The 23,144-nt window shown below is 69.0% G+C and carries 27 protein-coding genes and 1 pseudogene; 10 read left to right on the top strand and 18 right to left on the bottom strand.

Going from position 1 to position 23,144, the window contains the following annotated elements:
• Positions 1-180 precede the first annotated feature (180 nt).
• Entirely contained in the window at positions 181-681 is a 501-nt protein-coding gene (locus EV193_RS25510; RefSeq protein ID WP_165401503.1) for a nucleoside/nucleotide kinase family protein, read from the bottom strand.
• 126 nt (positions 682-807) lie between these two features.
• A pseudogene (locus EV193_RS25505) lies at positions 808-921 on the bottom strand (DNA-binding response regulator); the annotation flags it as partial.
• A gap of 418 nt (positions 922-1,339) precedes the next feature.
• Between EV193_RS25505 and EV193_RS25500 the strand changes: the two are divergent.
• A complete protein-coding gene (locus tag EV193_RS25500) occupies positions 1,340-1,609 on the top strand; it encodes a hypothetical protein (protein WP_130347259.1) in 270 nt (89 codons plus the stop codon).
• 5 nt (positions 1,610-1,614) lie between these two features.
• On the opposite strand, the gene EV193_RS25495 is transcribed toward EV193_RS25500, so the two are convergent.
• The gene (locus EV193_RS25495) at positions 1,615-2,268 is read right to left on the bottom strand and encodes a dTMP kinase (protein WP_130347258.1); all 654 of its coding nucleotides are present in this window, start codon (positions 2,266-2,268) and stop codon (positions 1,615-1,617) included.
• Positions 2,237-2,518 carry a hypothetical protein gene (locus EV193_RS25490; protein WP_130347257.1) on the bottom strand — a complete coding sequence of 94 codons (282 nt, stop codon included), beginning with the start codon at positions 2,516-2,518 and terminating at the stop codon, positions 2,237-2,239. Before EV193_RS25490 ends, EV193_RS25495 begins: the two co-directional genes overlap by 32 nt.
• A 149-nt stretch (positions 2,519-2,667) precedes the next feature.
• Between EV193_RS25490 and EV193_RS25485 the strand changes: the two genes are divergently transcribed.
• The 3 genes from EV193_RS25485 (at position 2,668) to EV193_RS25475 (ending at position 4,575) form a co-directional block, all read left to right on the top strand.
• Positions 2,668-3,519, top strand: coding sequence for a helix-turn-helix domain-containing protein (locus EV193_RS25485; RefSeq protein WP_130347255.1), 852 nt, complete (start codon positions 2,668-2,670; stop codon positions 3,517-3,519).
• A gap of 10 nt (positions 3,520-3,529) precedes the next feature.
• Positions 3,530-3,733: a DUF397 domain-containing protein gene (locus tag EV193_RS25480; RefSeq protein WP_130347253.1), complete on the top strand. Its 204-nt coding sequence runs from the start codon at positions 3,530-3,532 to the stop codon at positions 3,731-3,733.
• 89 nt (positions 3,734-3,822) lie between these two features.
• Complete coding sequence (locus tag EV193_RS25475; RefSeq protein WP_130347251.1) at positions 3,823-4,575, top strand: hypothetical protein; 753 nt, start codon at positions 3,823-3,825, stop codon at positions 4,573-4,575.
• On the opposite strand, the gene EV193_RS25470 is transcribed toward EV193_RS25475, so the two are convergent.
• Positions 4,576-5,148: a helix-turn-helix domain-containing protein gene (locus EV193_RS25470; RefSeq protein WP_130347249.1), complete on the bottom strand. Its 573-nt coding sequence runs from the start codon at positions 5,146-5,148 to the stop codon at positions 4,576-4,578.
• A 67-nt stretch (positions 5,149-5,215) separates the two neighbouring features.
• Here EV193_RS25470 and EV193_RS25465 point away from each other — a divergent pair, with 67 nt between their 5' ends.
• Positions 5,216-6,160 (top strand): NAD(P)/FAD-dependent oxidoreductase, encoded by a 945-nt coding sequence (locus EV193_RS25465; RefSeq protein ID WP_130347247.1) that lies wholly within the window; start codon positions 5,216-5,218, stop codon positions 6,158-6,160.
• A 208-nt stretch (positions 6,161-6,368) separates the two neighbouring features.
• On the opposite strand, the gene EV193_RS25460 is transcribed toward EV193_RS25465, so the two are convergent.
• Positions 6,369-6,674 carry a hypothetical protein gene (locus tag EV193_RS25460; RefSeq protein WP_130347245.1) on the bottom strand — a complete coding sequence of 102 codons (306 nt, stop codon included), beginning with the start codon at positions 6,672-6,674 and terminating at the stop codon, positions 6,369-6,371.
• Positions 6,675-6,708: 34 nt separating this feature from the next.
• Positions 6,709-7,206, bottom strand: a complete 498-nt coding sequence (locus EV193_RS25455) for a MarR family winged helix-turn-helix transcriptional regulator (RefSeq protein ID WP_130347243.1) — start codon at positions 7,204-7,206, stop codon at positions 6,709-6,711.
• A 62-nt stretch (positions 7,207-7,268) separates the two neighbouring features.
• On the opposite strand from EV193_RS25455, the gene EV193_RS25450 reads away from it, so the two are divergent.
• Both EV193_RS25450 and EV193_RS25445 read left to right on the top strand, forming a co-directional pair.
• Positions 7,269-8,219, top strand: a complete 951-nt coding sequence (locus tag EV193_RS25450; protein WP_130347241.1) for an EamA family transporter — start codon at positions 7,269-7,271, stop codon at positions 8,217-8,219.
• On the top strand, positions 8,216-8,749 hold the full coding sequence (locus EV193_RS25445; protein ID WP_242613660.1) for an NAD(P)-dependent oxidoreductase: 534 nt from the start codon (positions 8,216-8,218) through the stop codon (positions 8,747-8,749). The genes EV193_RS25450 and EV193_RS25445 overlap by 4 nt, the downstream gene beginning before the upstream one ends.
• A gap of 125 nt (positions 8,750-8,874) precedes the next feature.
• Here the strand turns inward: EV193_RS25445 and EV193_RS25440 are convergent, their stop codons facing one another.
• The 4 genes from EV193_RS25440 to EV193_RS25425 are packed head-to-tail and all read right to left on the bottom strand — an operon-like array spanning position 8,875 to position 12,726.
• Positions 8,875-9,465, bottom strand: coding sequence for a GTP-binding protein (locus EV193_RS25440; protein WP_130347237.1), 591 nt, complete (start codon positions 9,463-9,465; stop codon positions 8,875-8,877).
• Positions 9,446-9,820 (bottom strand): DUF742 domain-containing protein, encoded by a 375-nt coding sequence (locus tag EV193_RS25435; RefSeq protein WP_130347235.1) that lies wholly within the window; start codon positions 9,818-9,820, stop codon positions 9,446-9,448. The genes EV193_RS25440 and EV193_RS25435 overlap by 20 nt, the downstream gene beginning before the upstream one ends.
• Before the next feature lie 8 nt (positions 9,821-9,828).
• Positions 9,829-10,236, bottom strand: coding sequence for a roadblock/LC7 domain-containing protein (locus tag EV193_RS25430; protein WP_130347233.1), 408 nt, complete (start codon positions 10,234-10,236; stop codon positions 9,829-9,831).
• Positions 10,237-10,284: 48 nt separating this feature from the next.
• Positions 10,285-12,726 (bottom strand): sensor histidine kinase, encoded by a 2,442-nt coding sequence (locus tag EV193_RS25425; protein ID WP_130347231.1) that lies wholly within the window; start codon positions 12,724-12,726, stop codon positions 10,285-10,287.
• A 191-nt stretch (positions 12,727-12,917) separates the two neighbouring features.
• Between EV193_RS25425 and EV193_RS25420 the strand changes: the two genes are divergently transcribed.
• Complete coding sequence (locus EV193_RS25420; RefSeq protein ID WP_130347229.1) at positions 12,918-14,519, top strand: GMC family oxidoreductase; 1,602 nt, start codon at positions 12,918-12,920, stop codon at positions 14,517-14,519.
• A gap of 3 nt (positions 14,520-14,522) precedes the next feature.
• On the opposite strand, the gene EV193_RS25415 is transcribed toward EV193_RS25420, so the two are convergent.
• Genes EV193_RS25415 through EV193_RS25390 form a run of 6 tightly spaced genes read right to left on the bottom strand, consistent with a single transcriptional unit; the run spans position 14,523 to position 21,045 of the window.
• Positions 14,523-15,725 carry a cytochrome P450 gene (locus tag EV193_RS25415; protein WP_130347227.1) on the bottom strand — a complete coding sequence of 401 codons (1,203 nt, stop codon included), beginning with the start codon at positions 15,723-15,725 and terminating at the stop codon, positions 14,523-14,525.
• Positions 15,722-16,633, bottom strand: a complete 912-nt coding sequence (locus EV193_RS25410; RefSeq protein WP_130347225.1) for a terpene synthase family protein — start codon at positions 16,631-16,633, stop codon at positions 15,722-15,724. Before EV193_RS25410 ends, EV193_RS25415 begins: the two co-directional genes overlap by 4 nt.
• A complete protein-coding gene (locus EV193_RS25405) occupies positions 16,626-18,098 on the bottom strand; it encodes a prenyltransferase/squalene oxidase repeat-containing protein (RefSeq protein WP_130347223.1) in 1,473 nt (490 codons plus the stop codon). Before EV193_RS25405 ends, EV193_RS25410 begins: the two co-directional genes overlap by 8 nt.
• Positions 18,099-18,121: 23 nt before the next feature.
• On the bottom strand, positions 18,122-19,108 hold the full coding sequence (locus EV193_RS25400; RefSeq protein ID WP_130347221.1) for a polyprenyl synthetase family protein: 987 nt from the start codon (positions 19,106-19,108) through the stop codon (positions 18,122-18,124).
• A 12-nt stretch (positions 19,109-19,120) separates the two neighbouring features.
• On the bottom strand, positions 19,121-20,167 hold the full coding sequence (locus EV193_RS25395) for a polyprenyl synthetase family protein (protein WP_130347219.1): 1,047 nt from the start codon (positions 20,165-20,167) through the stop codon (positions 19,121-19,123).
• Positions 20,167-21,045 carry an SAM-dependent methyltransferase gene (locus EV193_RS25390; protein ID WP_130347217.1) on the bottom strand — a complete coding sequence of 293 codons (879 nt, stop codon included), beginning with the start codon at positions 21,043-21,045 and terminating at the stop codon, positions 20,167-20,169. The genes EV193_RS25395 and EV193_RS25390 overlap by 1 nt, the downstream gene beginning before the upstream one ends.
• A gap of 321 nt (positions 21,046-21,366) precedes the next feature.
• Here EV193_RS25390 and idi point away from each other — a divergent pair, with 321 nt between their 5' ends.
• Positions 21,367-21,903, top strand: a complete 537-nt coding sequence (gene idi, locus EV193_RS25385) for an isopentenyl-diphosphate Delta-isomerase (protein WP_130347215.1) — start codon at positions 21,367-21,369, stop codon at positions 21,901-21,903.
• 32 nt (positions 21,904-21,935) lie between these two features.
• On the opposite strand, the gene EV193_RS25380 is transcribed toward idi, so the two are convergent.
• Positions 21,936-22,346 (bottom strand): hypothetical protein, encoded by a 411-nt coding sequence (locus tag EV193_RS25380; RefSeq protein ID WP_242613659.1) that lies wholly within the window; start codon positions 22,344-22,346, stop codon positions 21,936-21,938.
• A gap of 161 nt (positions 22,347-22,507) precedes the next feature.
• On the opposite strand from EV193_RS25380, the gene EV193_RS25375 reads away from it, so the two are divergent.
• Positions 22,508-23,143, top strand: a complete 636-nt coding sequence (locus EV193_RS25375) for an SAV_915 family protein (RefSeq protein ID WP_130347213.1) — start codon at positions 22,508-22,510, stop codon at positions 23,141-23,143.
• Position 23,144 lies beyond the last annotated feature (1 nt).

Here is a 23,144-nt window from a genome sequence, read left to right as displayed (position 1 = left end):
ACACGTGAAACTATTTCCCCAGACCGGCGTAACGCCTGGCAGTCGCACCAGGACGAGTAGTAATCACCCCAGATGGATCCGCATCTCCCCACCAAAATGGTACCCCATCAGGCATATGCCGGACAACCACTTCGATGATACTCAAAAGACGCGCGACAGTGCACTCATTCGCAGTAGTGATTACCGCGCCGCGTTATCGTAAAATGGGTGGACTACTCTGACCGCCGGGCTGGCGAGCCGCCGAGAAGAGTCGCCACGAGGGTGTCGAAGTCTACTGTGGACAGTCCGTCTACGACCTGCCACGTCGGACGGCACCCGCAACAGGATCTGCGCGTCCGGCACGGGAATGCCGAACCGGTCGATCTCCAGCTCACGCACCCAGGTCACGCCCTCGCCGGCGGCGCTCTGCCGCAGCCGTGCGGCCAGGTAGGCGGCGTTGGAGGCGATGTAGCGGTCGAGCAGCAGCACGTCGGCCGAGGCCAGGTCCGCGGCCAGCTTTTCCTTGGCGCCCAAGCGATCCAGCGCGAAGAGTACAGCCATACCGTGCGCCGACTCGCCGAGCCGCCCGTGCAGCGCGTCCTTGATCAACGCGGCGTGCACGTCCTCGGTGTAACGCGGGAACGCCCGCCGCACCACGCGCGCGCCACGACGCTCCAGCGCACCGGTCAACCCGTCGGACATGTCCGCTTGCCGGCGCGGTCCTGGAACTCCAGCGCCAAGTCCAGCATGGACAGTGCCAGCCGCCGCATCCGGCACGCCTGCTCCGACGCGTTGGTCCACCCGAGCGCCTGGGACAGCTCACGCGCCAGATCGCGAGCCGTCGCCGACCACCGCGGTGTCGAACCCCTCGCCTCGCAACACGATCGTCAGCATCTCGGCGAGAGCCGGATCGTCATCCACTACCAGCACGCGTGACGCGATCTTCCCGCCTCGCGCGTGTCGTGAACGCGCGAGTCCCGCGCTCTGCACCCGTGAGTCCCGCGCTGTGCATCGCCCACCTGGGCACGGCCGATACGCAGCCACACCTGCGCGGTGCACCTCTGATCCCCCAACGACTCGAGCATTCGCAGCGCCGTCCACATCCAGCACCACGCGAGTTACCGGATCAGCGCCAGCCGATCAAGCTCGGCGGCGGTCACTCCAGACCGGCCGTCGGACGGCGGCACGCTCGCCTTGACAGCGTGCCGAATCGTGGGTAGTAGTCGAGGTGTAACCATTTCCTTGTAGCGCAGCATGACTGGCCTCGTTTTCGGTGTCGGTCAATGGGGATCTGGGGCGGGGTCATTGACATAGCCGATCTGTGGTCATTTGTTGTGCCATTGACCGAAGGTTGGAATACATGACAAGCAAGACTTTCGCGGGCGTACTGGCCGCGGTGGCGGTCGTCGGCTCCGTGGCTTTCGCGGCCCCGGCGAGCGCGGCGACCTCGAACGACGTCGGGCCGGCCGGGAGCACGTCCGGCGGGTGGTATAAGGACTCCGACACGTGCGTTAACCAGGGCATTTGGCAAGTGAACAACGGCTGGTACGACAACTTCAGCTGCCTTTACGAGCCAGGCGGGGCACCCGCGCCAAACGTGCCGTGGCATTTGTGGCTCATCACCAACTAATTGGGTTATCCCGGTGAGCCGCCGAGAAGGGTCACCGTGAGGGCGTCGAAATCGACTGTGGACAGTCCGTCGACGACCTGCCACGGGGACAGCCAGGACGCGGCGGCCAGGTCCTCGTAGACGACCTCGACGCGCGCCTGCAGGCCGCCGTCCGACTCCCAGGTGTCCCGCTCGCGATCAGTCTCTTCGCGAGCGCGGCGCTCGGCCCGGGCGGCGGCCACGTCGGACGGCACCCGGAGCAGGATCTGCGCGTCCGGCACGGGAATGCCGAAGCGGTCGATCTCCAGCTCACGCACCCAGGTCACGCCCTCGCCGGCGGCACTCTGCCGCAGCCGTGCGGCGAGGTAAGCCGCGTTGGAGGCGATGTAGCGGTCGAGCAGCACGACGTCGGCCGAGGCCCGGTCCGCGGCCAGCTTTTCCTTGGCGCCCAAGCGATCCAGCGCGAAAAGTACAGCCATACCGTGCGCCGACTCGCCGAGATCACCGAGCCGCCCGTGCAACGCGTCCTTGATCAACGCCGCGTGCACGTCCTCGTCATAGCGCGGGAACGCCCGGCGCACCACGCGCGCGCCACGACGCTCCAGCGCACCGGTCAGCCCGTCGGACATGGTCCGCTTGCCGGCGCCGTCAAGCCCTTCGATCACGATCAATCGCCCCACGCGGGCAGCCTACGGGCATGTCGATGATCACGCGGTCCAGGTCGGCGGCGCGGTCCTGGAACTCCAGCGCCAGGTCGAGCATGCACAGTGCGAGCCGCCGCATCCGGCACGCCTGCTCCGACGCGTTGGTCCACCCGAGCGCCTGGGACAGCTCGCGCGCCAGATCGCGGGCCGCCCGTGTGTCCAATGTGGACACTTCGTTGGCGAGCTTTGTGAAGCGTACCAACAGGTTCTGGTCGTGCTCGAGCATGTGGTGTCCCGTCTGTCGGAGTTCGGCACGTCTACTCGACCGGGTTACCTGAGGTGCTTCCAGCTCCGATAGGGGGAATTCGCGCGCGCCGCGCCGGTGCACGGCGGCCGACCGCCATAACGTGGTGGCACCTAAAGGAGGGGAAAGCCATGGGCGACAAGGAATCCACGGTCCGGATGCGTGAACTGGGGCTGGCGCTGCGTCGTGCGCTTCGCGAGCGCGGACTGGAGAGCAAGGAGGTGGCCCGCCGCATGCGCTGGTCGCCGAGCAAGATCAGCCACATCCTGCGCGCGACACGCGGGGTGAGCGAAGCGGACGTGTCGTCGCTGCTGACCATGTGCGACATCGTCGGCGAGGAGCGCGAACGGCTGCTGGAACTGAACCGGCGGGCGCACGAGCCGGGCTGGTTGCAGGAGTTCGGCGACCGCCTGCCGGCTGAACTCCGTACGTTGATCGATCACGAGGACGCGGCGGCGGCGATCAACGCCTACCACGGCCATCTCATACCTGGCCTGCTGCAGATCCCCGACTACAGCCGGGCGATCATGGCCGAATCGGTGACCATTCCGCCCGACGAGATCGACGAGCGGATCGAAGCACGGCTGCACCGTCAGGAGATCCTGGACCGCCGCCGCGCTCCGCTGTGCCGGTTCTTCGTCGACGAGTACGCGCTGAGCCGCACCGGCCCCGGGCCTGAGATCAAATCGGACCAGTTGCACCACCTGCTGCGGCTGTCGGTGCGCCCGCGCGTCGTCATTCGGGTGATCCCGGACGAGGTCGGCTTCCACGCCGCCATCGCGACGCCCTTCGTGCTGATGGAGTTCACCGAGATCAACCCGGTGCTGCACCTGGAGAACGAGAACACCAGCGTGTTCCCCGAACGCAAGGAGACCGTCGCCTCCTACCAGAAGATCCTGGCAAGGCTCGACACCGTCGCGCTGGACCCGGAACAATCGAGGGAGTGGATCGCCAGCCTGGCGAGCGAGCTGGGCGCCCCGTGAGAGGAGCACGATGACCACGCCTGATCACGACCGGCTCACCTGGCGCAAGAGCACCTACAGCGCCAATCAGACCGACTGTGTCGAGCTGGCCTGGCCCGCCGCCGGCGCGCTGTTCCGTGACTCGAAGAACCCCCACGTGGTGATGGCCGTCGAGCCCGTGACCGTGACCGCGCTGATCACCTCTGTCAAGGGGCCCATGCCTTCCTGTGGATAACTTCGGCCTGTGGATAGGCCATTTGGCGTAATCCGGCTTCCTGGTGAAGATGGCCTCGTCAGCACAGGCACCGACCCCATGGGGAGATCATGAGCAAGTACGAGGGCATCCGACGCCAAGTGGCGGAGGCGCGCGACCACGCGATAGCCGCCCGATTCCTGGCCGCCACGGCCCACGAAGACGTGGGCGACGTCCAGCAGCAGTTGCGCGCCCACACCGGATCTCTGAACGCGCTCCGCGAAACCCAGATCGACCACGGCCGCGACATCACCGCCATCCGCCAGATCCAGATCGACCACGGGCGCGACATCACCGCCATCCGCCAGACCCAGACTGAGCACGGCGTCGAGATCACCACCCTGCGCACGGTCCAGATCGAGCACGGCCTGGAGATCAAGGCCCTCCGTCAAACCCAGGTCGAACAAGGCGTCGACATCAGCGCCCTCCGCGAAACCCAGGTCCAGCAAGGCGTCGACATCAGCGCCCTCCGCGAAACCCAGGTCCAGCAAGGCGTCGACATCAGCGCCCTCCGCGAAACCCAGATCGAACAAGGCGTCGACATCAGCGCCCTCCGCGAAACCCAGGTCCAACAAGGCGTCGACATCAGCGCCCTCCGCGAAACCCAGGTCCAACAAGGCGTCGACATCAGCGCCCTCCGCGAAACCCAGGTCCAACAAGGCCAAACGCTGGTCCAGCATGGTGCCGAGATCAGGTCCTTGCGGAGCGAGATGCGCGAGGGCTTCACGCAGGTCCACGGCGAGATGTCCGACATGCGCAAGGGCATCGAGAGGATCACGGCGCTGCTCACCGACAAGAAGGGCGACGGCGGCACGAAGCCCTGATCAGGTAGTACGGGCCCGCACGTGCAGCCGCTCTCCCTGCGGCCCGAACAGTGACAGGATCTCGGCGGGTCGCGAGTCCGCGGCGGCGAACCAGTGGGGCACATGCGTGTCGAACTCGGCCGCCTCACCCGGTTTCAGCACGGTCTCGCGCTCGCCGAGTACCAGGCGCACCCGCCCGTTGAGCACGTAGAACCACTCGTAGCCCTCGTGCACGCGCGGGTCCGGCTCTCCTTCGCCCGGGGGCAGGATCAGCTTGTACGCCTGCACGCCGCCCGGCCGCCTGGTCAGCGGAAGGTAGGTGCGCCCGTCGCGGCGGATCGGCCGCGCGTGCACCCGAGGGTCGCCCGTCTCCGGTGCGCCGACCAGTTCGTCCAGCGGCACCCGGTGCACCCGCGCGAGCGGTAGCAACAGCTCCAGGCTCGGCTTGCGCTCACCCGACTCCAGCCGGGACAGCGTGCTCACCGAGATCCCGGTGATCTCCGACAGCGACGCCAGGGTGGCGCCAGCGCGCCGGCGCAGTTCCCGCAGCCGAGGGCCGACCGCGGTGAGCACCTCGTCCATTTCCTCCGCCATGGCGTCCAGTTTGCCAGATCGGCAACGTGGTTTGCCAGTTCGCGGCGGGAAGGCGCACCGTGGCGGCATGACATACGACGTAGTGATCATCGGTGGTGGCGCGGCCGGACTGAACGCCGCGCTCATGCTCACCAGGGCAAGGCGCTCGGTGCTGGTCGTGGACTCCGGCGAGCCGCGCAACGCACCGGCCGCGCACCTGCACGGCTTTCTGTCCCGCGACGGCCTGCCCCCGCGCGAACTGCTCGAGATCGGCCGCGACGAGGTGCGCGGCTACGGCGGCGAGATCGTCACCGCCGAAGTGACCTCCGCGATCGCCGACGGCGACGAATTCGTTGTCTCCCTTGAGAATCGCACCGTGCGAGCGCGCCGGCTGCTGGTCACCACCGGGCTGACCGACGAGCTGCCCGACCTCGACGGTCTGCGCGATCGGTGGGGCCGGGACGTGCTGCACTGCCCGTACTGCCACGGCTGGGAGATCCGCGATCAGCCGGTGGCCGTGCTCGCCACGACTCCGAACGCGATGCACGTGACGACGCTGGTTCGCCAGTGGACCCCGCACGTCACGCTGCTGCTGCACACCGGCGCCGAGCCCACCGACGAGGAGTGGGAGCAGTTCGCCGCGCGCGACATCTCCGTGGTCGACGGCGAGGTGGCCGGGCTGGAGGTGGTGGCCGACGAGCTGGCCGGCGTGCGGCTGCGCACCGGCGAGGTGATCGGCCTGCGCGCGCTGTTCGTCACGCCGAAATTCGTGGCCCGCGCCGGCGTGCTCGCCGGGCTCGGGATCACCACGACCGAGCACCCGTGGGGCGGCAGCTACGTCGCCTCGGACGAGACCGGCCGCACCAGCGTGCCGGGCGTGTGGGTCGCCGGCAACGTCACCGATCCCAGCGCGCAGGTGATCACCGCCGCCGCCGGGGGTGCCAAGGCGGCCGCGATGATCAACGCCGATCTGGTCGGCGAGGACACCCGAAATGCCGTGCGGGACAGGCGAAACAGCCTCACCCCGCACTGACCTCGCCAACCGCACGCCGAACGCGAGCGGGATTCAGCGGGCTCAATCCCGCTCCACGGACGGGATTCAGCGGGCTCATTCCCGCTTGGCGGCCCGAGTTGTGGTTGTTTGCCCGATTCATCCCCGCATCTAGCGCCACGGGCGCGCTGGACGTGAAGAGGTTTCAGCGGGCTTAATCCCGCTCGTCGCGCGGACAGGCGAAGCAGCGTTATGCCGCGCTGACCTCGCGCAGCTCGGGCACCAGCACCTCGTCGACGTAGGTGGCCAGCGGACCGTCGCCGCGCCGACCGGCCACCACCGCGACGCCGTGCGCCCGCGCGGCCGAGGTGACCCGCTCGCGGCTCGCCGGTTCGACGCCGCCACCGATCACGATGGCGGTGGCGTCGCCGGAATCGACGGCGGCCACGGCCTCGTCGTCACCCGTGCACTCGACGACGGAGAAGCCTCGCGCACGCAGTTCGGACCCGACACTCTTGACGACTTTCGGCTCTCTGCCAAGCAGTACAACAGTCATGATCACAACGGTAGAACCTCTAGCTAACTAGAAGTCAATCCGTCTTGTCCCCCAACGATTCCAGCACTTTGCGCAGCGTTCGAGCGAACGTGTCACGCTGGCTGGGAGTGAGCGCGTCGAACAGCCTGCGCTCGTTGTCGAGGTGCCCGGGCAGCACCGCCTCGGTCAGCTCGTGCCCTTCGTCGGTGAGCGCGACGACCACACCGCGACCGTCGGCCTCGCTGCGCCTCCTGGCGATCAGCCCGCGCGCCTCCAGCCGGTCGAGCCGCTGGGTGATCGCGCCGGACGTGACCATCGAGGAGCGCGTCAGCTCCGACGGTGTCAGCCGGTACGGCGAGCCGCTGCGGCGCAGGGTGAACAGCACGTCGACGGACGCCCGGTCCAGCCCATGCTCGGCGAAGTAGTCGGTCAACGCGTTGTCGACCATGCGGGACAGCCTGCTCAGCCGGCCCACGATCGCCATCGGCGAGGCGTCCAGGTCTGGCCGCTCGTCCGCCCACTGCCGCAACACCATGTCAACGTGATCCGCCACGCGAACAGTTTAGCGGTAAGACATCTTGACAAACTAGTTTAGCGCTGAGGTACATTAGTTTAGTGCTAAGCAATCGAACGACCGTGCTGCTGGTCACCGCGGTGGCGCCCGCCGTGTGGGGCTCCACCTACCTGGTCACCACCGAACTCCTGCCGCCCGACCGGCCGCTGCTCGCCGCGCTCCTGCGCACCCTGCCGGCCGGTCTGCTGCTGCTCGCGTTCACGCGACGGCTGCCGCGCGGGGTGTGGTGGTGGCGCGCGCTGGTACTCGGCGCGCTCAACATGGCCGTCTTCATGGCGCTGCTGTTCGTGGCGGCCTACCGGCTGCCCGGCGGCGTCGCCGCGACCGTCGGCGCGCTGCAACCCCTGATCGTCGCGGCGTTCTCGGTCGGGCTGCTCGGCGAGCGGCTGACCGGCCGCACGCTGGTCGCGGGTGCGGCCGGCGTGCTGGGCGTCGGCCTGCTGGTACTCAAGGCCGACGCGCGGCTGGATTTCCTGGGCGTGGCCGCGGCACTCGGCGGAGTGCTGTCCATGGCGCTCGGCGTGGTGCTGAGCAAACGGTGGACCTCGCCGGAGTCGCCGCTGACCACCACGAGCTGGCAGCTCGTCGCGGGTGGACTGCTACTGCTCCCGGTAGCCCTGCTCGTCGAGGGAGGGCCACCGGTGCTGACCGCCGGCAACATCGCCGGGTACACCTACCTGACAACCATCGGCGCGGCGCTCGCCTATGTGCTGTGGTTCCGCGGCATCCGCGCGCTCTCGCCGACCAACGTCACGTTCCTCGGCGTGCTCAGCCCGCTCGTGGCCACCGCGCTGGGCTGGATCGTGCTCGGCCAGAGCCTCACCGCCCTGCAAGCCCTCGGAGCGTTGCTCGCGGTGGGCGCCGTCGTCGGACAGAACATCCGCCGGACCCGTACCCCCAAGGAGAAGACATGCGAATCGTCGTTTTCGGAGCACGTGGATCTGTCGGCCGGCGGGTCGTCGCCGAAGCCGAGTCCCGTGGCCACCGGGTGACCGCCGTCGTGCGGAAACCGTTGCACCCCAACGAGGTCCGGGGCGATGCGTCCACTGTGGACGATGTAGCCCGACTGACCGGGGACCACGACGCCGCGATCAGCGCCACCCGCCCGCCGGACGGCAGCGAGCACGAGTTGGTCGAGACCGCGAAGGCGCTGCTGGCCGGCGTGGCCCGGTCCGGCACCCGGCTGCTGCTCGTCGGCGGCGCGGCCACCCTGCGCGCGCCGGGCGGCGGCCTGGTGCTGGACGACCGGAGATACCTGCCCGAGGTGGCCGCCGACATCGCCCGCGCGTGCGCCGAACAGCACGCGGTCCTCCGTGAGTCCACAGTGGACTGGACGTATCTGAGCCCGCCTGCGAACCTGGTGCCGGGCGAGCGCACCGGCGTCTACCGGCTGGGGTCCGACGAGCTGGTCGTGGACGCGAACGGCGAGTCGACGATCTCGATCGAGGACCTCGCGGTAGTACTCCTGGACGAGATCGAGCACCCCAAACACCGCCGGACCAGATTCACCGCTGCCTATTGATCTTGCGTGACCTGGGCTTTCTCCGTGGCCGAGGGACTTTAGCGGGCTAAAGTACGCAAAACATGAACGGAGCGATCGCTAAGTTTCGGACAGCACGGCGTGTTCGGCAGTCGCCCTGGCGGAGGTCAGCGTTGTGCGGCCATCGTCATGAGGTGTTCCAGCAGGGTGGACAGGACGACCTTGCTGGACTCCCGCTGGCGCACGTCGCACTGCATGATCGGCACGTTGGAGTCCAGGTCGGCGGCGTCGCGGACCTCATCGACGGTGTAGCGCTGCTCGCCGAAGAAGTTGTTGACCGCGAGGACGAACGGGATCTGGCGCCGCTCGAAGTAGTCCACGGCGGCGAAACAGCGGTCCAGCCTGCGGGTGTCGGCGAGCACCACCGCGCCGAGCGCGCCCAGGGACAGCTCGTCCCACATGAACCAGAACCGCTCCTGGCCCGGCGTGCCGAACAGGTACAGGATCAGCGATTCGTTGATCGTGATGCGGCCGAAGTCCAGCGCCACCGTCGTGGTGTTCTTGCCCTCCACGCCGCCGAGGTCGTCGACCTTCCCGCCCATGTCGCTGATGCGCTCCTCGGTGCGCAGCGGCGCCACCTCGCTCACCGAGGCGACCATCGTGGTCTTGCCGACGCCGAAGCCGCCGGCGATCAGCACCTTGACCGCCGATGTCCCGAGTCCCGGCTCGGTGCGCGGGTCAGAGCCTACGGATGCCATCGAGTACCGCCTGCAGGATGTCCATGTCCGGGGTCTCCGTGTCCAGGGGCGAGGGGGGCGAACGGAAGATCAGCAGTCCGTCCTCGATCAGGTCGGCGATCAGGATCTTGATCACCGCCAGCGGCAGCCCGAGCTTGGCGCTGACCTCCGCGATCGACAGCGGGTACCGACACATCCGCAGGATCTGCGCGTACTCCGGATCCACCACGGTGTGACCGGACGCGTTGCTCACCACGAGCGTGATCATGTCCAGGTCGAGGCCATGACCCGACCTGGTACGACCGCGCGTCACGGTGTAGGGCCGGACCAGCGGACCGGCCTCGTCGTCGTACCAGGACTCCCGACCGTGCTTCATGGGCGCGGTCACATGTGGAAGCCGGATACACGCGGCTTCGCCACAAGGTAAGCGCCGACCTTCTTGACCATGATGTTCATCTCGTAGGCCAGCATGCCGATGTCGGCGTCCTCGGAGGCGATCAGCGCGAGGCAGGCGCCGGTGCCCGCCGAGGTCACCACGAGGTAGGCGTTGTCCAGTTCGACGACCGTCTGCCGGACCTCACCGCCCTCGAAGTGGCGCCCGACGCCCCTGGCGAGGCTCTGGAACGCCGACGCCATCGCCGAAAGCTGTTCGCTGTCCTCCCTGTTCAGGTCGCGGGACCGGCCGACGCACAGGCCGTCGGTGGACAACACGACCGCGTGTCGCGCACCAACCGCCCGCGTGACCAGGTCGTCAAGCAACCAGTTCAGATCGGTCGTGCCGGAGTTCTCCATGGCTCCCCTGTCTTGATCGACTCGACGAACATCAGGCGGACGACCAACTCACGGTGCCGCCCGCCCCTCCCGGGTACCCCGCTGAAAGGCCGCCATCCGGTCGCGAGCACGCTCGGCGGTGGAGACGCCGTCGGCATCGTCGTCCGGCTGGGTCTGGCTCTGCTCCACCGGTAGCTCGGTTTCGCTGGCCAGTTGTGGCGCGAGATTGGCCTGCCGCCGCCTGCGCGGCAGTTCCGGCCGCCCGTCCTCGGCCCGTTGGGCATCGCCGCCCCCGTTGCGGCCGTTACCCGTGATCACCTCTGTCGGCGCCGAGCCACGCTGATCGGCGACCTCGGAGTGGTGCGCACCGTTCGATACCTCTTGTTGCGGCCACTGGACCGCCGGGTCGGCTTCCGTCGAACCCGTGCTCGTCGCCGGAGCGTCCAGCACCTGGGTGGGCGCCGCCGACGAGTAGTACTCGTGCGCCGAGTAGTCCGACAGCCTTCGCAGCCGCCGCAGGATATCCGGCTCCCGCTCGGTGGCGCCTTCCTGCGGTTGCTCCGCGGGAGCCGGCTCGTCCGGGTCCTGCGCGATGATCGCCGACCGAATCAGCACGATCGCCCGGATTCCGCCGTACGCGGAGTCCACCAGCGTGACGCTGATGCCGTGCCGCGCGGCCAGCTGGGACACCACGAACAGGCCCAGCTGTGTCTCCTCGGACAGCGCCATCACGCTGAAGTCCGGCGGGTTCTGCAGCGAGGTGTTGATGCCCTCGCGAATGTCGGTGAGGATGCCGAGGCCCTGGTCCTCGATCTCGACCACGACGCCCTTGCCCACCGTGTTGCCGCGCACCTCCACCCGCGAGTCCGGCGGAGAGAACTGGGTCGCGTTGTCCACCAGCTCGGCGAGCAGGTGGATGAGGTCGGCGACCGCGGCCCCCGAGATCGCCAGATCGGGCAGCCGGCCGGTCTGCACGCGGCGGTACTGCTCGGTCTCGCCGATCGCGCTGCGCACGATCTCCAGCAGTGGCACCGGGTTGCGCCACTGGCGACCCGGCTGCTCCCCGCCGAGGATGATCAGGTTCTCCGCGTTGCGCCGCGCGCGGGTGGCCAGGTGGTCGAGCTGGAACAGCCACTCGAGCTGGTCGGGGTCCTCCTGCTCGCGTTCGGCCTTGTCCAGCACCTCGAGCTGGCGGCGCACCACGACCTGGCTGCGGTGGGCGATGTTGAGGAACACCGCCTTGACGCCGTTCTGGATCTCGGCCTCCTGCGCGGCCGCGATGACCGCGGTGCGCTGGGCCTTGTTGAACGCCTCGGCGACCTGGCCGATCTCGTCCGCGCCGTGGTCCAGTGGCGGCACCTCGCGGGCGACGTCGATCTGCTCGCCGCCGCGCAACCGGTCGACGATCATCGGCAGGCGCTTGTCGGCCAGCTCCAGCGTCTCGGCGCGCAGCTTCTTCAACCGCCGGACCACCCGGTTGGACAGCACGATGGCGACCCAGGTCGCGATGATCGTGAGCAGCAGGATCCCGCCGCCGGCCAGCAGCGAGTTGACGAAGGTGCGCTCGCCGGTCTCCTCGGCGACGGACTGGGCGTAGCTGTGGTGCTCGGAGTACATGTCGAGCAGCTCGGTGTTCACGTGGGACGCCGAGGCCTGCCAGTCCGGAATGCTGATCGGCAACGGCCGCAGGTCGCGCGCCGGACCCGGCCGGGGCCCGCGCAGCAGCAGCGCGTTCTCCACCTCGCCGAGCCGCTTCCACTGGTCGCTCGCGGCCAGCGTGGCGTAGCGCTCCTGCAGCGGCTTGCTCAGCAGCGGGACCGTGGATTCCATCGTGGTGCGGTAGCGGCCGACCTGCCGGGAGAACTCCTGGTACTCCGCGACGGACAGCCCGCCGTTGACCACCGCGCCGACCGCGAGGGCGTGGCCCCTGGACATGGCGTCCGCGGCGGTGAACACGGTGACCGAGGTCGACTCCTCCACCGCGGTCACCGGGTCCGGCGCGGTCTTCGCCAGGCCCTGCACACCCATCCGGACGGCCTCGGTCAACCCGCTGTAGTACGCGTAGACGTCCATCGGAGGCGCCTGGCCCGCGTCGACTCCCTGACGGATCGTCGGGAGCATCGCGAGCACCTTCTGGAAGGCCTCGTTGCCTTCTTTCAGCGCGTCCGGGTTCAGCTTGGAGAAGCTGGCCGACATCGACTGCATGCCCAGCAGGGACGTGTCGAGCCGCTGTCGCTGCGCCGCGAGCGGCTCGGCGGCCGCCCGCTCCCCGCCGAGGCGGAACAGGCTCAGCCGGCGCTCTTCCTCGACCTCCGCGACGAACTGGGTGCCGGGTGGCGCGGTTTCCCGCATGGTCGTGGCCCAATCCTGGGCCGTGGATCCCTGATAGACCAGGTAGCCGGACGCGCCGACACCGAGGATCAACAGCGCCGCACTCGGAATGAGCACGATGGCGAGCATCCGCAGCCTGATGCTCCGAAGCCCGCTGCTCTTTCCGGGAGCAAGCCGCACAACCGGACTCCTAACCTGATCTACCCACCGCCCGGATCGATCAATGTCGGCACACTATCGGGTTAACGCTGTGGTGTGAACCCACTACAGGTGCGGTTCGAAAATAGTTCTACCGCCAGTCGATCAGGCGTACTAGCGTGCCGCCTGCCGGACGTCGGCAGGTCATGATCCAGCAACGACGGGAGTTCTCCGTGGCAGAGTTCGACTACGTCATCGTGGGTGCCGGGCCGGCGGGATGTGCGCTGGCCAATCGTCTCTCCGCGGACCCGGACGTCTCCGTGCTGCTGATCGAGGCGGGTGACCAGGACACCAATCCGATGATCTCCATACCGGGCGCGGCCGCCCAACTGTTCGGCGACCCGGACGCCATGTGGTTCCACCCGACCCACCCGTTCGGACCCGCGGGCGAGCCAGAGGTCTGGCTGCGCGGCAAGACGCTCGGCGGGTCCAGCTCGGTCAACGGCATGGTCTACAACCGAGGCAGCCGCGAGGACTACGACGAGCTGGAGCGGCTCGGCAACCCGGGTTGGGGCTGGGACCACATTCTGGCCGCCTACAAGGAGATCGAGGACAATCCATTCGGCGCGTCCGACGTCCGCGGCGCCGGCGGGCCGCTGCGGGTGTCCACCCGCACCGAGGGCGACCCGCTGCTCGACGACGTGATCGACGCCGGCGGCGAGCTCGGCTGGCAGCGCGCGGAGGACCTCAACGAGAACGACGACGAGCGCGTCGGCTACACGATGGCCACGATCCGCGACGGCCTGCGGGTCAGCGCGGCCGGCGCGTTCCTGCACCCGGTCGCCGAGCGGGACAACCTCACCGTCGCCGTGCACACGACGGTCGACCGGGTGGTGATCGAGGACGGTCGCGCGGTCGGCGTGCTGGGGCGGCAGGACGGCGAGGCGTTCGAGGCCACGGCCACCCGCGAGGTGATCCTCGCCGCCGGTGCGCTCGCCAGTCCCAAGATCCTCCAGCTCTCCGGTGTCGGCCCCGCCGAGACGCTGCGCGAAGCCGGTGTCGACGTCGTGGTGGACAGCCCGAATGTCGGCGCCCGGATGCGCGAGCACCGCGCGTTCCAGATGCAGGTCCGCCTCACCGAGGACCTCGGCTACAACAAGATTCTGAGCACTCCCGAGGGCCAGCAGGCGGCGATGGTCGAGTACCAGACGAGCCAGACCGGGGTGCTCGCCGCGCCCGCGTTCGAGATCGTCGGGTTCTTCAAGACCCGGCCGGACCTCGACCGCCCGGACGCGCAGTTCCAGATCGCGCCGTTCTCGATCGCGCCCCGGGAGCAGGGCAAGGCGCTGGAGATCGAACGCGAGCCCGGCATGATGGGCATCGGCTACGCGCTGCGGCCGACCAGCGAGGGCAGCGTGCGGATCACCTCGGCGGATCCCGACGCGCCGGTGGACATCGACGCCAACTACCTCGACACCGAGTACGACCGCACCACGACGGTGGCGATCTTCCGCACCCTGCGCGGCCTGTTCGGCACCGGCCCGCTGGCCAAGCGGGTCGAGCGGGAAACCCTGCCCGGCCCCGAGGTCGACACCGACCAGGAGATCCAGGACTTCGCGCTGACCGTGGGCAGTGCCGGCTACCACGCCGTCGGGACGTGCGCGATGGGCCCGAACGACGACGACGTGGTCGACTCGCGGCTGCGCGTGCGCGGCGTGGCCAACCTGCGCGTCGTCGACGCCTCGGTGTTCCCCACTCTGGTCTCCGGCAACCTCAACGGCCCGGTCTCCGCACTGGGCTGGCGGGCCGCCGACCTGATCATTGAGGACGCCTGACTGTCAGGTTTTCCAGACCAGCGGCAGGCTTTCCAGTGAGGCGGCCGCGCCGCCACCGGTGACCAGCTCGGTTCCCAGCCGCACCGAGTACTCCGGAATGGCGGCGTGCCACTCGCGCAGTGCCGCGATCATTCCGCCGGTGGCGATGCGCGCGCCGGCGCAGCGGTGCGCGCCGAAGCCGAACGCCAGGTGGCTGGCGCGGTTCGGGCGATCGAAGTCCGCGGTGGTCGCCTCCGGGTACTGGTGCGGGTCACGTCCGGCCAGTGACAGGCTGAGCATGACCCGCTCGCCGGCGCGCATCCGGACGCCGGCGAACTCGGTGTCACGCGCGACGATGCGGGCGATGCTGACCACCGAGTGCAACCGCAGCAACTCGTCGGCGGCCGCGGCGGCGGCACCGGGGTCCTCGGCGAGCCGGCGCTGGTGCGCGGGATGCTCGGCGAGGTAGCGGAAGCCGAAGCTCATCGAGCTGGTCAGCGTGTCGATGGCCGCCATGGTCATCAGGAACGCCATGTTCAGCGTCTCGGATTCACTGAGCGGCCGGCCGTCGATCTCCGCGCCGGACAGGGAGGCGATCAGCGAGGTGCTGTCGGTGCGCCGCGTCTGGTGCCCGGCGATGGCCCGCCGCAGGTAGGCCATGATGTCGCGGATCGCGCGGCTGCGGCGGGCCGGTTCGCTGGCCTGCACGAGGTCGTCGGACAACCGCCCGAAGTCGGGCACGTCGTCCTCCTCGCCCGGCTCGTCGAACATCGCACCGAGCAGGGCGTTCTGCAGCTTGCGGGCGAAGTCCCCGACGAGTTCGCACTCGCCGGCGGGGGCGAGACGCTCGACGAGCCGCAGGCACTCCTTCTCCACGGCCGTGGCGAGCACGGCGTTGGCGGGGCCGTTCAGATAGCGGGTGAGCAGGGTGCGGTACTTGCCGTGGTCCGGCGGATCCAGTTCGACCGGTATCAGCCGCTGACCATTCCAGTCGATCGGCGGAATCGCGGTGCTCTCGTTGGAGAATCGCTCCGTGTCCCGCAATACCGCGCGAATGTCGTCATAACGGGTGAGAACCCAGAAACCGTCCAGTTCCGGGGTCCAGAACACCCGCTCGTCGCGGAATCGGTCGAATGTGGCGAACGGGTCGATACGGAGATCCGGATCGGCGTGATGGTTGAAATCCCGAACCGGGACATCGGCTGGGGTCGTATTCCGCGTGTTCACCGGGTTCGTGCCTCACTTCCTGCTGCGGGGAGCGACATGGCCGGGGCCATGTCCCTGCGCTCGTAGACGCCGACGGACCACTCGGCGAGCCGGACGAGTCCGATCGCCGGCATGAAGTTCTCCTCGACGAGCGGGGCGAGGCGCCGCCGGACCGCCGCCACCCGGTCGACGTACTCGGCGCGCACCCAGTCCGGCGAGACGCCGTACATCAGAATGTTGTTCTGCCCCGGCTCGTCGCGCTCCCGGTCGATGGTGGCGAGGTCGTTCGCCAGCCGGACCGCCACCGCGATGTGGTCGAGCGCGGGGAGCAGCACGTCCAACCGGTCGGGCAGTTCGGCGCCGCCGTAGGCCACCCACCGCGGCACCTGGACCAGTCCGACCGCGACGCTGTCGGAGTGCGCGAGGTACGCGGCGACATCGACCTCCGGTTCCTCGCCCCGCTCGCGCGCCGAGCCCACGACCCAGTTGTACTGGTGGCCGCGCAGACAGGAATCGAACTTCCGCTCCCACACCGCGGCCAGCGGCGAATAGTCCGGCAGCTCGGCGAATTCCCGCTGCCAGTCGGACAGAATCCGAAGCAACTGATTACCGTGATCGGGTTCGCCTGTTCGGACGACGGTATTGCAGCGGTCGACGAAATCGTCGAGTTGGGCGCGCTCGGTGATCTCGCGGTCGACGAATTTGTCCAGCGCGTGCGCCCACACGCACATCCGGCCGGTCAGCCGCACCTGGTCCGCCGTGGCCCACGGGGCGACCATCGCCTCGCCGTAGCCAGCGCCGGCCAGGTGCAGTTGCGGGAAGGTGGGCCATTCCTCGGCGGCCCAGCGCTGCAGGTCTGCACAGGCCGCCAGGCCCAGCGCGGACAGGTGCACGCACTGCGCGGCCGTCGCGTAGGTCGGCTCACTCATCGTCGGCCTGCCCGCTGATGACCCAGGCGGCGGCGACCGCCGCGCGCACGACGGTCGGCGGCGTGTACAGGCTCTTGCCGATCCACAACTCGGCGTAGTCCGGCGCGTCGAGGTGCTCGCGCAGGTAGGCGTGCGCGCGGCGATAGGTGTCCTCGGGCACCGGACCGTGGTGCGGCGCGAGTGCGTCCAGGCTGAGCACGGCGTAGGCGGTGTCCTCGGCCTGCCCGCCGGCCGCACCCCAGGAGCCGTCCGGGTGCTGGCCGTCCAGCAGCCACCGCCAGGTCCCCGCGAGCGTGCCCGGCTCGGTGGCGCCGGCGAGTCCGAACACGGCTTGCGCGGTGGCGTAGTGGTCGGAGAAATGCCATTTGTCGTGCCACCACGCGGATTCGCGCCGGGCGTCAAGTAAGAAGTCCCGGGTCTTGCCGATTTGTGCGGCGAACCGGTGCGGCTGCTGGGAAAGCGCCTCCAGCACGTGCGCGTTGCCGCTCACCGGCGCGAACCGCTCATGGGGCAAGCCGGCGAAATGATCGTCCCGCTCGAACGGCAGCAGCGCCTCCAGCAGCGGCGTGGTCTCGTAGCCGAAGGAGTGCGCGACGATCGCGACCAGTGCGGTGCAGTCGGAATCCGGCAGCGGGAAGTCCGCACTGCTCCCGAGCGGCGCGCCGTCCTCGCCGCTCAGTCGCAGAAAGCGCTCGACGTGCTGCTGCACGCCGCTCGGTTTCAGGCCGGCCCGATCGAGCAGGTAGATCGTCCAGGCCGGCTCGAACACGTCGATCGGATAGATCTCCGGCAGCCCGCCGTCACCGGCGGATCGGGCCGCGTCCCGCAGGTATGTCAACGCCGCCGGGTCCTTCGTCGCCGCCCAGACCGCGGCCGTCGCGGCGGGGTTGCTGGACATCGAGCCGTCCGGCGCGGCGAACTTCAACACGTCGGGCACGGAGACCAGATCGTCCAACGCCTCCAGCGAGTACAGCAGCGCCGTCGGCTGACTGGTCAGCGCACCCTCCGGCACGAGCGCGAGCTTCTCCTCGCGCAGCAGCGCCAGTTCGGTGCGCGAGTCGATCTCCAGCAGGCCGGCCGCGCGCGCCTGCTCGACCAGGTACGGCGCGACGATCTCGAACCCGATGATCTGCCCAGGCGCGTCCCGCCAGTCCGCCGCGTGCTCGCGGAGGTAGTCGACCCCGGCGCGCACCGCCCCGGCCGCCCACTCGCCGGGCACCTCGGACAGGGTCAGCACGGCGGCCAGCGTGCACACCAGCCGGTCGTACGCGTTCGGTACAGCGCTGCCCCACGAGCCGTCCGCGTGCTGGTGGGTTCGCAGCCACTCGCGGGCCTGTTCGAACACCGGCCGACCGTCGTCGTGGACGAGTCTGGCGGCCCACGCGGTCGAGTACGCCGACCCGGCGACCGGCCGGTTGTCCAACTCCCCGACGATCGTGTCCGCCCGTTCGATCGCATCGCGCATCGAGGACGCTCCCTTCGAGATTGTCAGAATTGGGTGAGCAGATGCGTGGCGGACGCCCAGGTGAAAACCCGCAGCAGGTCTTCGCGGCCCTCGTCGCTCATCGGCACGGCGGCCAGCCCGCCCAGCGCGAGGCGCAGGCGTTGCGCGGCGAACTCCTCGGCGTCGGCCCGGCCACCGAGGTCCTCCACCAGTGCCGCCGCCTTGACCGTGTCGCACTCCTGCGGGTCCCGTAGGAGTGCGGCGAGCTCGTCCGAGTCCGGCGACCGCAGGGCGGCGATCACCGGGTAGGTCAGCTTGCCGCGGACCAGGTCGCCCTTGGTGGTCTTGCCGGTGCCCGAACTCGGCTGCCAGATGGACCGGATGTCGTCGACCACCTGCATCGCCACGCCCATGTCGATGCCGGCCTGCCGCATCCGCTCAACGGTGTCCTGGTCGGCCCCGGCCATGACGGCACCGATCGCGGTCGACGCGCCGAACAGCGCGCCGGCCTTGCCGAGCGCCATCTCCACGTATGCCTCCGGGGTGGCGGTCAGATCTCCTTCGAGAGCCAGATCGGCGGCCTGGCCGTCGCACACGCGGAGATAGGCCGATCGCAGGACATCGGCGGCATGTCCGTCCTTCGCTGCCAGCAGCGCGAACGCGGCGCCGGCCATCGAGTCGCCCGCGAGGATCGCGACCGGTGTCCCGAACGCCGTCCACGCCGAGGGCCGGCCCCGGCGCAGGGTGTCGTCGTCGATGATGTCGTCGTGGATCAGCGACTGCTGGTGCACCATCTCCAGCGCGGCCGCCGCGGGCACGGCGTCGGACTGCCGGCCGCCGAGCGCGGTGCACGCGGCGAGGCAGATCGTCGCGCGGGACGCCTTGCCGTAGGCCCGCGACGGCGTGCCGTGCTCGTCCCACCATCCGAGGTGATAGCCCACCGCGCGCGCCAGGTCCGGGTGCATCGCGTCCACCTGGGCCCGCAGGGCCGGTCCGATCAGCTCGTGCGTCCGGCGAATCCGGTCCTCCATCGAGCGTGCCTCTCAGGACGACCGGTTCAGCGCCGCGTGGGCGAGGGCGAGCAGGTCGGAGCTCTCGGCACGGTGTGCGGACAGCAGTTCCTCCGCCTTCCCGATGTGCGCGTTGATCATCTCCTCCACCCTCTTGACCGCGCCCGACTCCTCGATCACCGCGCGGAGGACGTCTCCGTCGTCCTCGCTGAGCGTCGGCTTCCCGTACAGCTCCTCGATGGTCTCGATACCGGCTGCGTCCGCTTGGCTGATCGCGAGCGCGATGAGCACCGTGGGTTTGCCGTCGCGGAAGTCGTCCATGGTGGGCTTGCCGGTGACCGCCGAGTCGCCGAACACCCCGAGCAGGTCGTCGCGCATCTGGTAGGCGAAGCCCATCAGCTCGCCGAACTGGTCCATGACCGCCACGGTTTCCGGATCGGCGTGCGCGGACACGGCACCGCAGGCGCTGACCGACGCGATCCAGCGGCCGGTCTTCCAGCGGGCGACCTTCGCGCAGCGGTCGGGCTGGTAGACGCGGTCCTGCTGGGCGCGCAGTTCGAGGGTCTCGCCGTACACCTCGTCCCGGTACATCTGGCGCATCACCCGCATCAGGGCCTTGGCCTGCGCGGTGTCCGGGCTGGCCGAGTCCATCAGCGTCTCGGACTGGATGACCAGCAGGTCGCCGACGCACAGCGCCATGTCCATGCCGTACCGGCTGGCGTCGCCGGTCCACCCGGCCGCGAGGTGCTGGCTCGCGTAGGCGCGGTGCACGGCGTCCTGGCCGCGGCGGGTGGCGGAGCGGTCGATGACGTCGTCGTGGGTGAGCATCGCCAGGTGCGCGAGTTCCAACGCGGCGCACACCTTCGGCCAGACGGCGGCGGTGTCATCGCCGCCGAGTGCCCGATAGGTGTTGTGGCAGAACGCGGTGCTCGCGTGCTTGCCACGGGTCAGCATCGCCCGCAACGGGACCAGCAGTTCGGCGGCATCGGGTTCCATCGAGTTCGCGGTCGCGTCGAAGAACGCGATCAGCTCGGCGTCGACGCGGTCCTTGACGGGTTGGGCACACAGTGTCCGACCCATCAGCCTCGCCCCTCGGCGGAGGTGGGCACGTAGTCGGTCGCCACCAGGATTTCCTGGATCGCGTTCTGCCGATACGCGGACAGATACGCGTCTTCGATTCCGGTGCGATGCTTTGACAGCTGGCGCAGTTCCCAGTAGGGCACGGCGTCCCGACTGAAGTCCAACACGTGGTTGGGCACGAATCCGTGCTTGGCCAGTTCGGCGAAGTAACCGCTGCGCGGGTGCATCTTGCTGACGTAGTTCTTGTCGATCTGATCGATGTCCGAACTTCCGTCGCAGACGGCGTCGTTGATGCACCAGGTGATGAGCACGTAGCGGCCGTGCGGTTTGAGTACGCGCGCGAACTCCGGGAACGCCTCGGGCAGGTCCACGTACATCGTGGTCTCGTTCGTCACGATGACGTCGAAGTAGTCGTCGGGGAATCCGGTGTCCACCATGTTCCGCTGGTGGAACCGCACCTTGTCCGCGCAGTCCCTGGCCTTGGCCAGTTCCTGGGCGAACTCCACCTGATAAGAGGCGAAGTTGACGCCGTCGACCGAGCAGCCGAACCTGTCGTGCAGCACGAAGCTGGTTCCGCCTCGGCCGGAGCCGGCGTCCAGGATCCGCGTTTCCGGTCCGACGGTGTCCAACGCGTCGACGATCAGGTCGGTGAGCGCGTTCTCCAGTCGATGGATCTCCGCCAAGACCTTCGGCTCGCGCTCCACTTCCGGCAGGTCGGCGACGGAACGGTCGAAATCACCGATACCAAAATGGTGGTGATAGAAGCCGTCAGGTTCGCCGGGCAGCAGGTTGATCATGTCCTGCCGCTTTTCGTGGTAGTAACGCCAGACGTCGCGTTCGTAAGAATTGCGGACGATACCGTTGGGGGTCGTGGTCATAGTTGATTGGTCGGTCCGTTCGTGTCGTATCCGGCGGGGGAACAGATAATTCACGAGTTCGTCACAGTCGGCGCTGACCGAGGGCAGGCTAGTAGCTGATCACGCCGACGGCTAGCGTCTTGTGCCACCCAATAATCGGCCCACGGCCGTTCGCCGCGCGGGATCCACCAGACCGCGGCTCCAGGCCGCGCGGGAGTCACAAGTCGCACCATGTGGCCGGGCACCCTTCTGCCTGTGGCACGTCACACTCTCGGGTCGTCGCGATCTTTGGTACACCATCCGAGGCCGCGGGTGACAAAAATCAACAAACAAGGTGGCTATATGGGAAATTCACGCGAACAGCTCCCCGTCGAGTTGGTGGACGCGACCGGCGTCGGCATCGGCACGTGCACGGTCACCGAGGCGCACACCGCGCCGGGACGACTGCACCGGGCGTTCTCCGTACAGCTCGTCGACCCGGACGGCCGGCTGCTGCTGCAGCGCCGCGCACCGGTGAAGACCCGGTTCGCCTCGCGCTGGTCGAACACCTGCTGCGGCCACCCCGCTCCAGGGCAGCGGGTCGAGGAGGCGGCGGTCGGCCGGCTCGCGGAGGAACTCGGGCTGACGGCCACCCTGACCGAGGTCGGCTCGTTCACCTATCGCGCGGCGGACACCGGCAGCGGCTTCGTCGAGCACGAATGGGATCACGTACTGCTCGGCACGCTCACCGACGGCGAGCCGGCACCCGACCCGGCCGAGGTGTCCGACTACACCTGGCTCGACCCGGCGCACGTGCACTCGGCGATGGCGGACGACCCGCACGCGTACACGCCGTGGCTGTCCTCGGTACTGAGACTCGTGACGGCCGCTCGGCATTAGGACGGAACTCCCACCGGGCGGCCGGGCGTCGATCAGGCCGCGACGGCCGCTCGGGCGGTGTGCGCGGCGTCCAGCGACTGCCGGCAGGCGGAGATCAGCTGGAAGTCGGCCTTGGTCTCGGCGCCGCGGTCACACTTCGGGCAGTGCACGGTGACCGTGCCGTCGATCTCGTCCACCGCGACCTCCAGCTCGGCGCGGCACGGGCGGCACCAGCGGTAGCCGGTGATCTTGTTGACGTGCGGCTTGGCGTGCACGCAGCGGTGCAGCCACTGGCCGTGCTCCGAGCAGGTCAGCCGCTCGTGCGAGTCCAGCCGCCACTCCTGCTCGGCGAGGTCCTCGGCGACCAGCGTGGTGGCCAGGTCCCGGTGCAGGCGTTCCGGCGGAACGTGCAGGTCAGGAGTGGTGTGGGAGGGGACCGGCAGGGTGAGCAGCTGGGCGGACATCGCGATCTCCGATGGTCGGTGGGAGTTCCGTTTCTATGTAGACGTCGAACCGGATCGGAACTAATCGACATCGGCGGAAGATTTTTCTCGGCCGAATCGAGCCGCGCCTGAGGGTTGTTCGGACGGCACACCACGAAGCCGGCCGTGGTTACCGTCAGGTCGTGCCGACACCGCTGGAGCGCGCCACGCTGATCGCCGCGGAGGACCTTCGCGGCGACGACGAGTTGCTCGTGCTGAGCCTGCGAGGCGGCGGTCTGGAGGGACGCCGCACCGACCGGCACGAGGTCCTGCTGTTCGCCTACTCCGATCCACGGGAACTGGTGGAGTCGTGCGGGCCGGCCCAACCGTGGGTGCGCCTGCGCAAGGAGGAGCTGTCCGCGCTGCCCGCCAGGATGGAGGCGACCGTGCTGGTCGCGATCGACGCGTGGCACCCGGAGGGCGAGCGCTACGCCGAGCAGGACGTCCGGGAGATGGAGCCGCTCGCCTACGCCGAGCACGTCCCCCCGCTGACCGAGGCGTGGATCCCCTCCCTGCCGGTCGTGCCCGGCGCCAGGGCCGCGCAGGTGGAGCTGTACGCCGTGCGGCCGGGCGAGCCGATGCTGCTCGCGTACGGCTCACTGGAGGATCTGCGCGCGTGCTGCGGCGAGCATCAGGCGGCGATTCGCGTGAACCCCGAGGACCTGGACGCCGTCACAGCCGAGGCGGGCGCGCACGGCGTGCTGTTCGACGCGGTGCTCGACCAGGAACTCAGATACAGCGGGCCGGTCGTGGACTGGGCCCACCGCGACGTGTGCTGAG

Origin of the sequence: Herbihabitans rhizosphaerae (assembly GCF_004216555.1) — a bacterium.
GTDB classification, from domain to species: domain Bacteria; phylum Actinomycetota; class Actinomycetes; order Mycobacteriales; family Pseudonocardiaceae; genus Herbihabitans; species Herbihabitans rhizosphaerae.
Note: the sequence above shows the minus strand (reverse complement) of the source record. Positions and strands in the feature narration are given on the sequence as shown.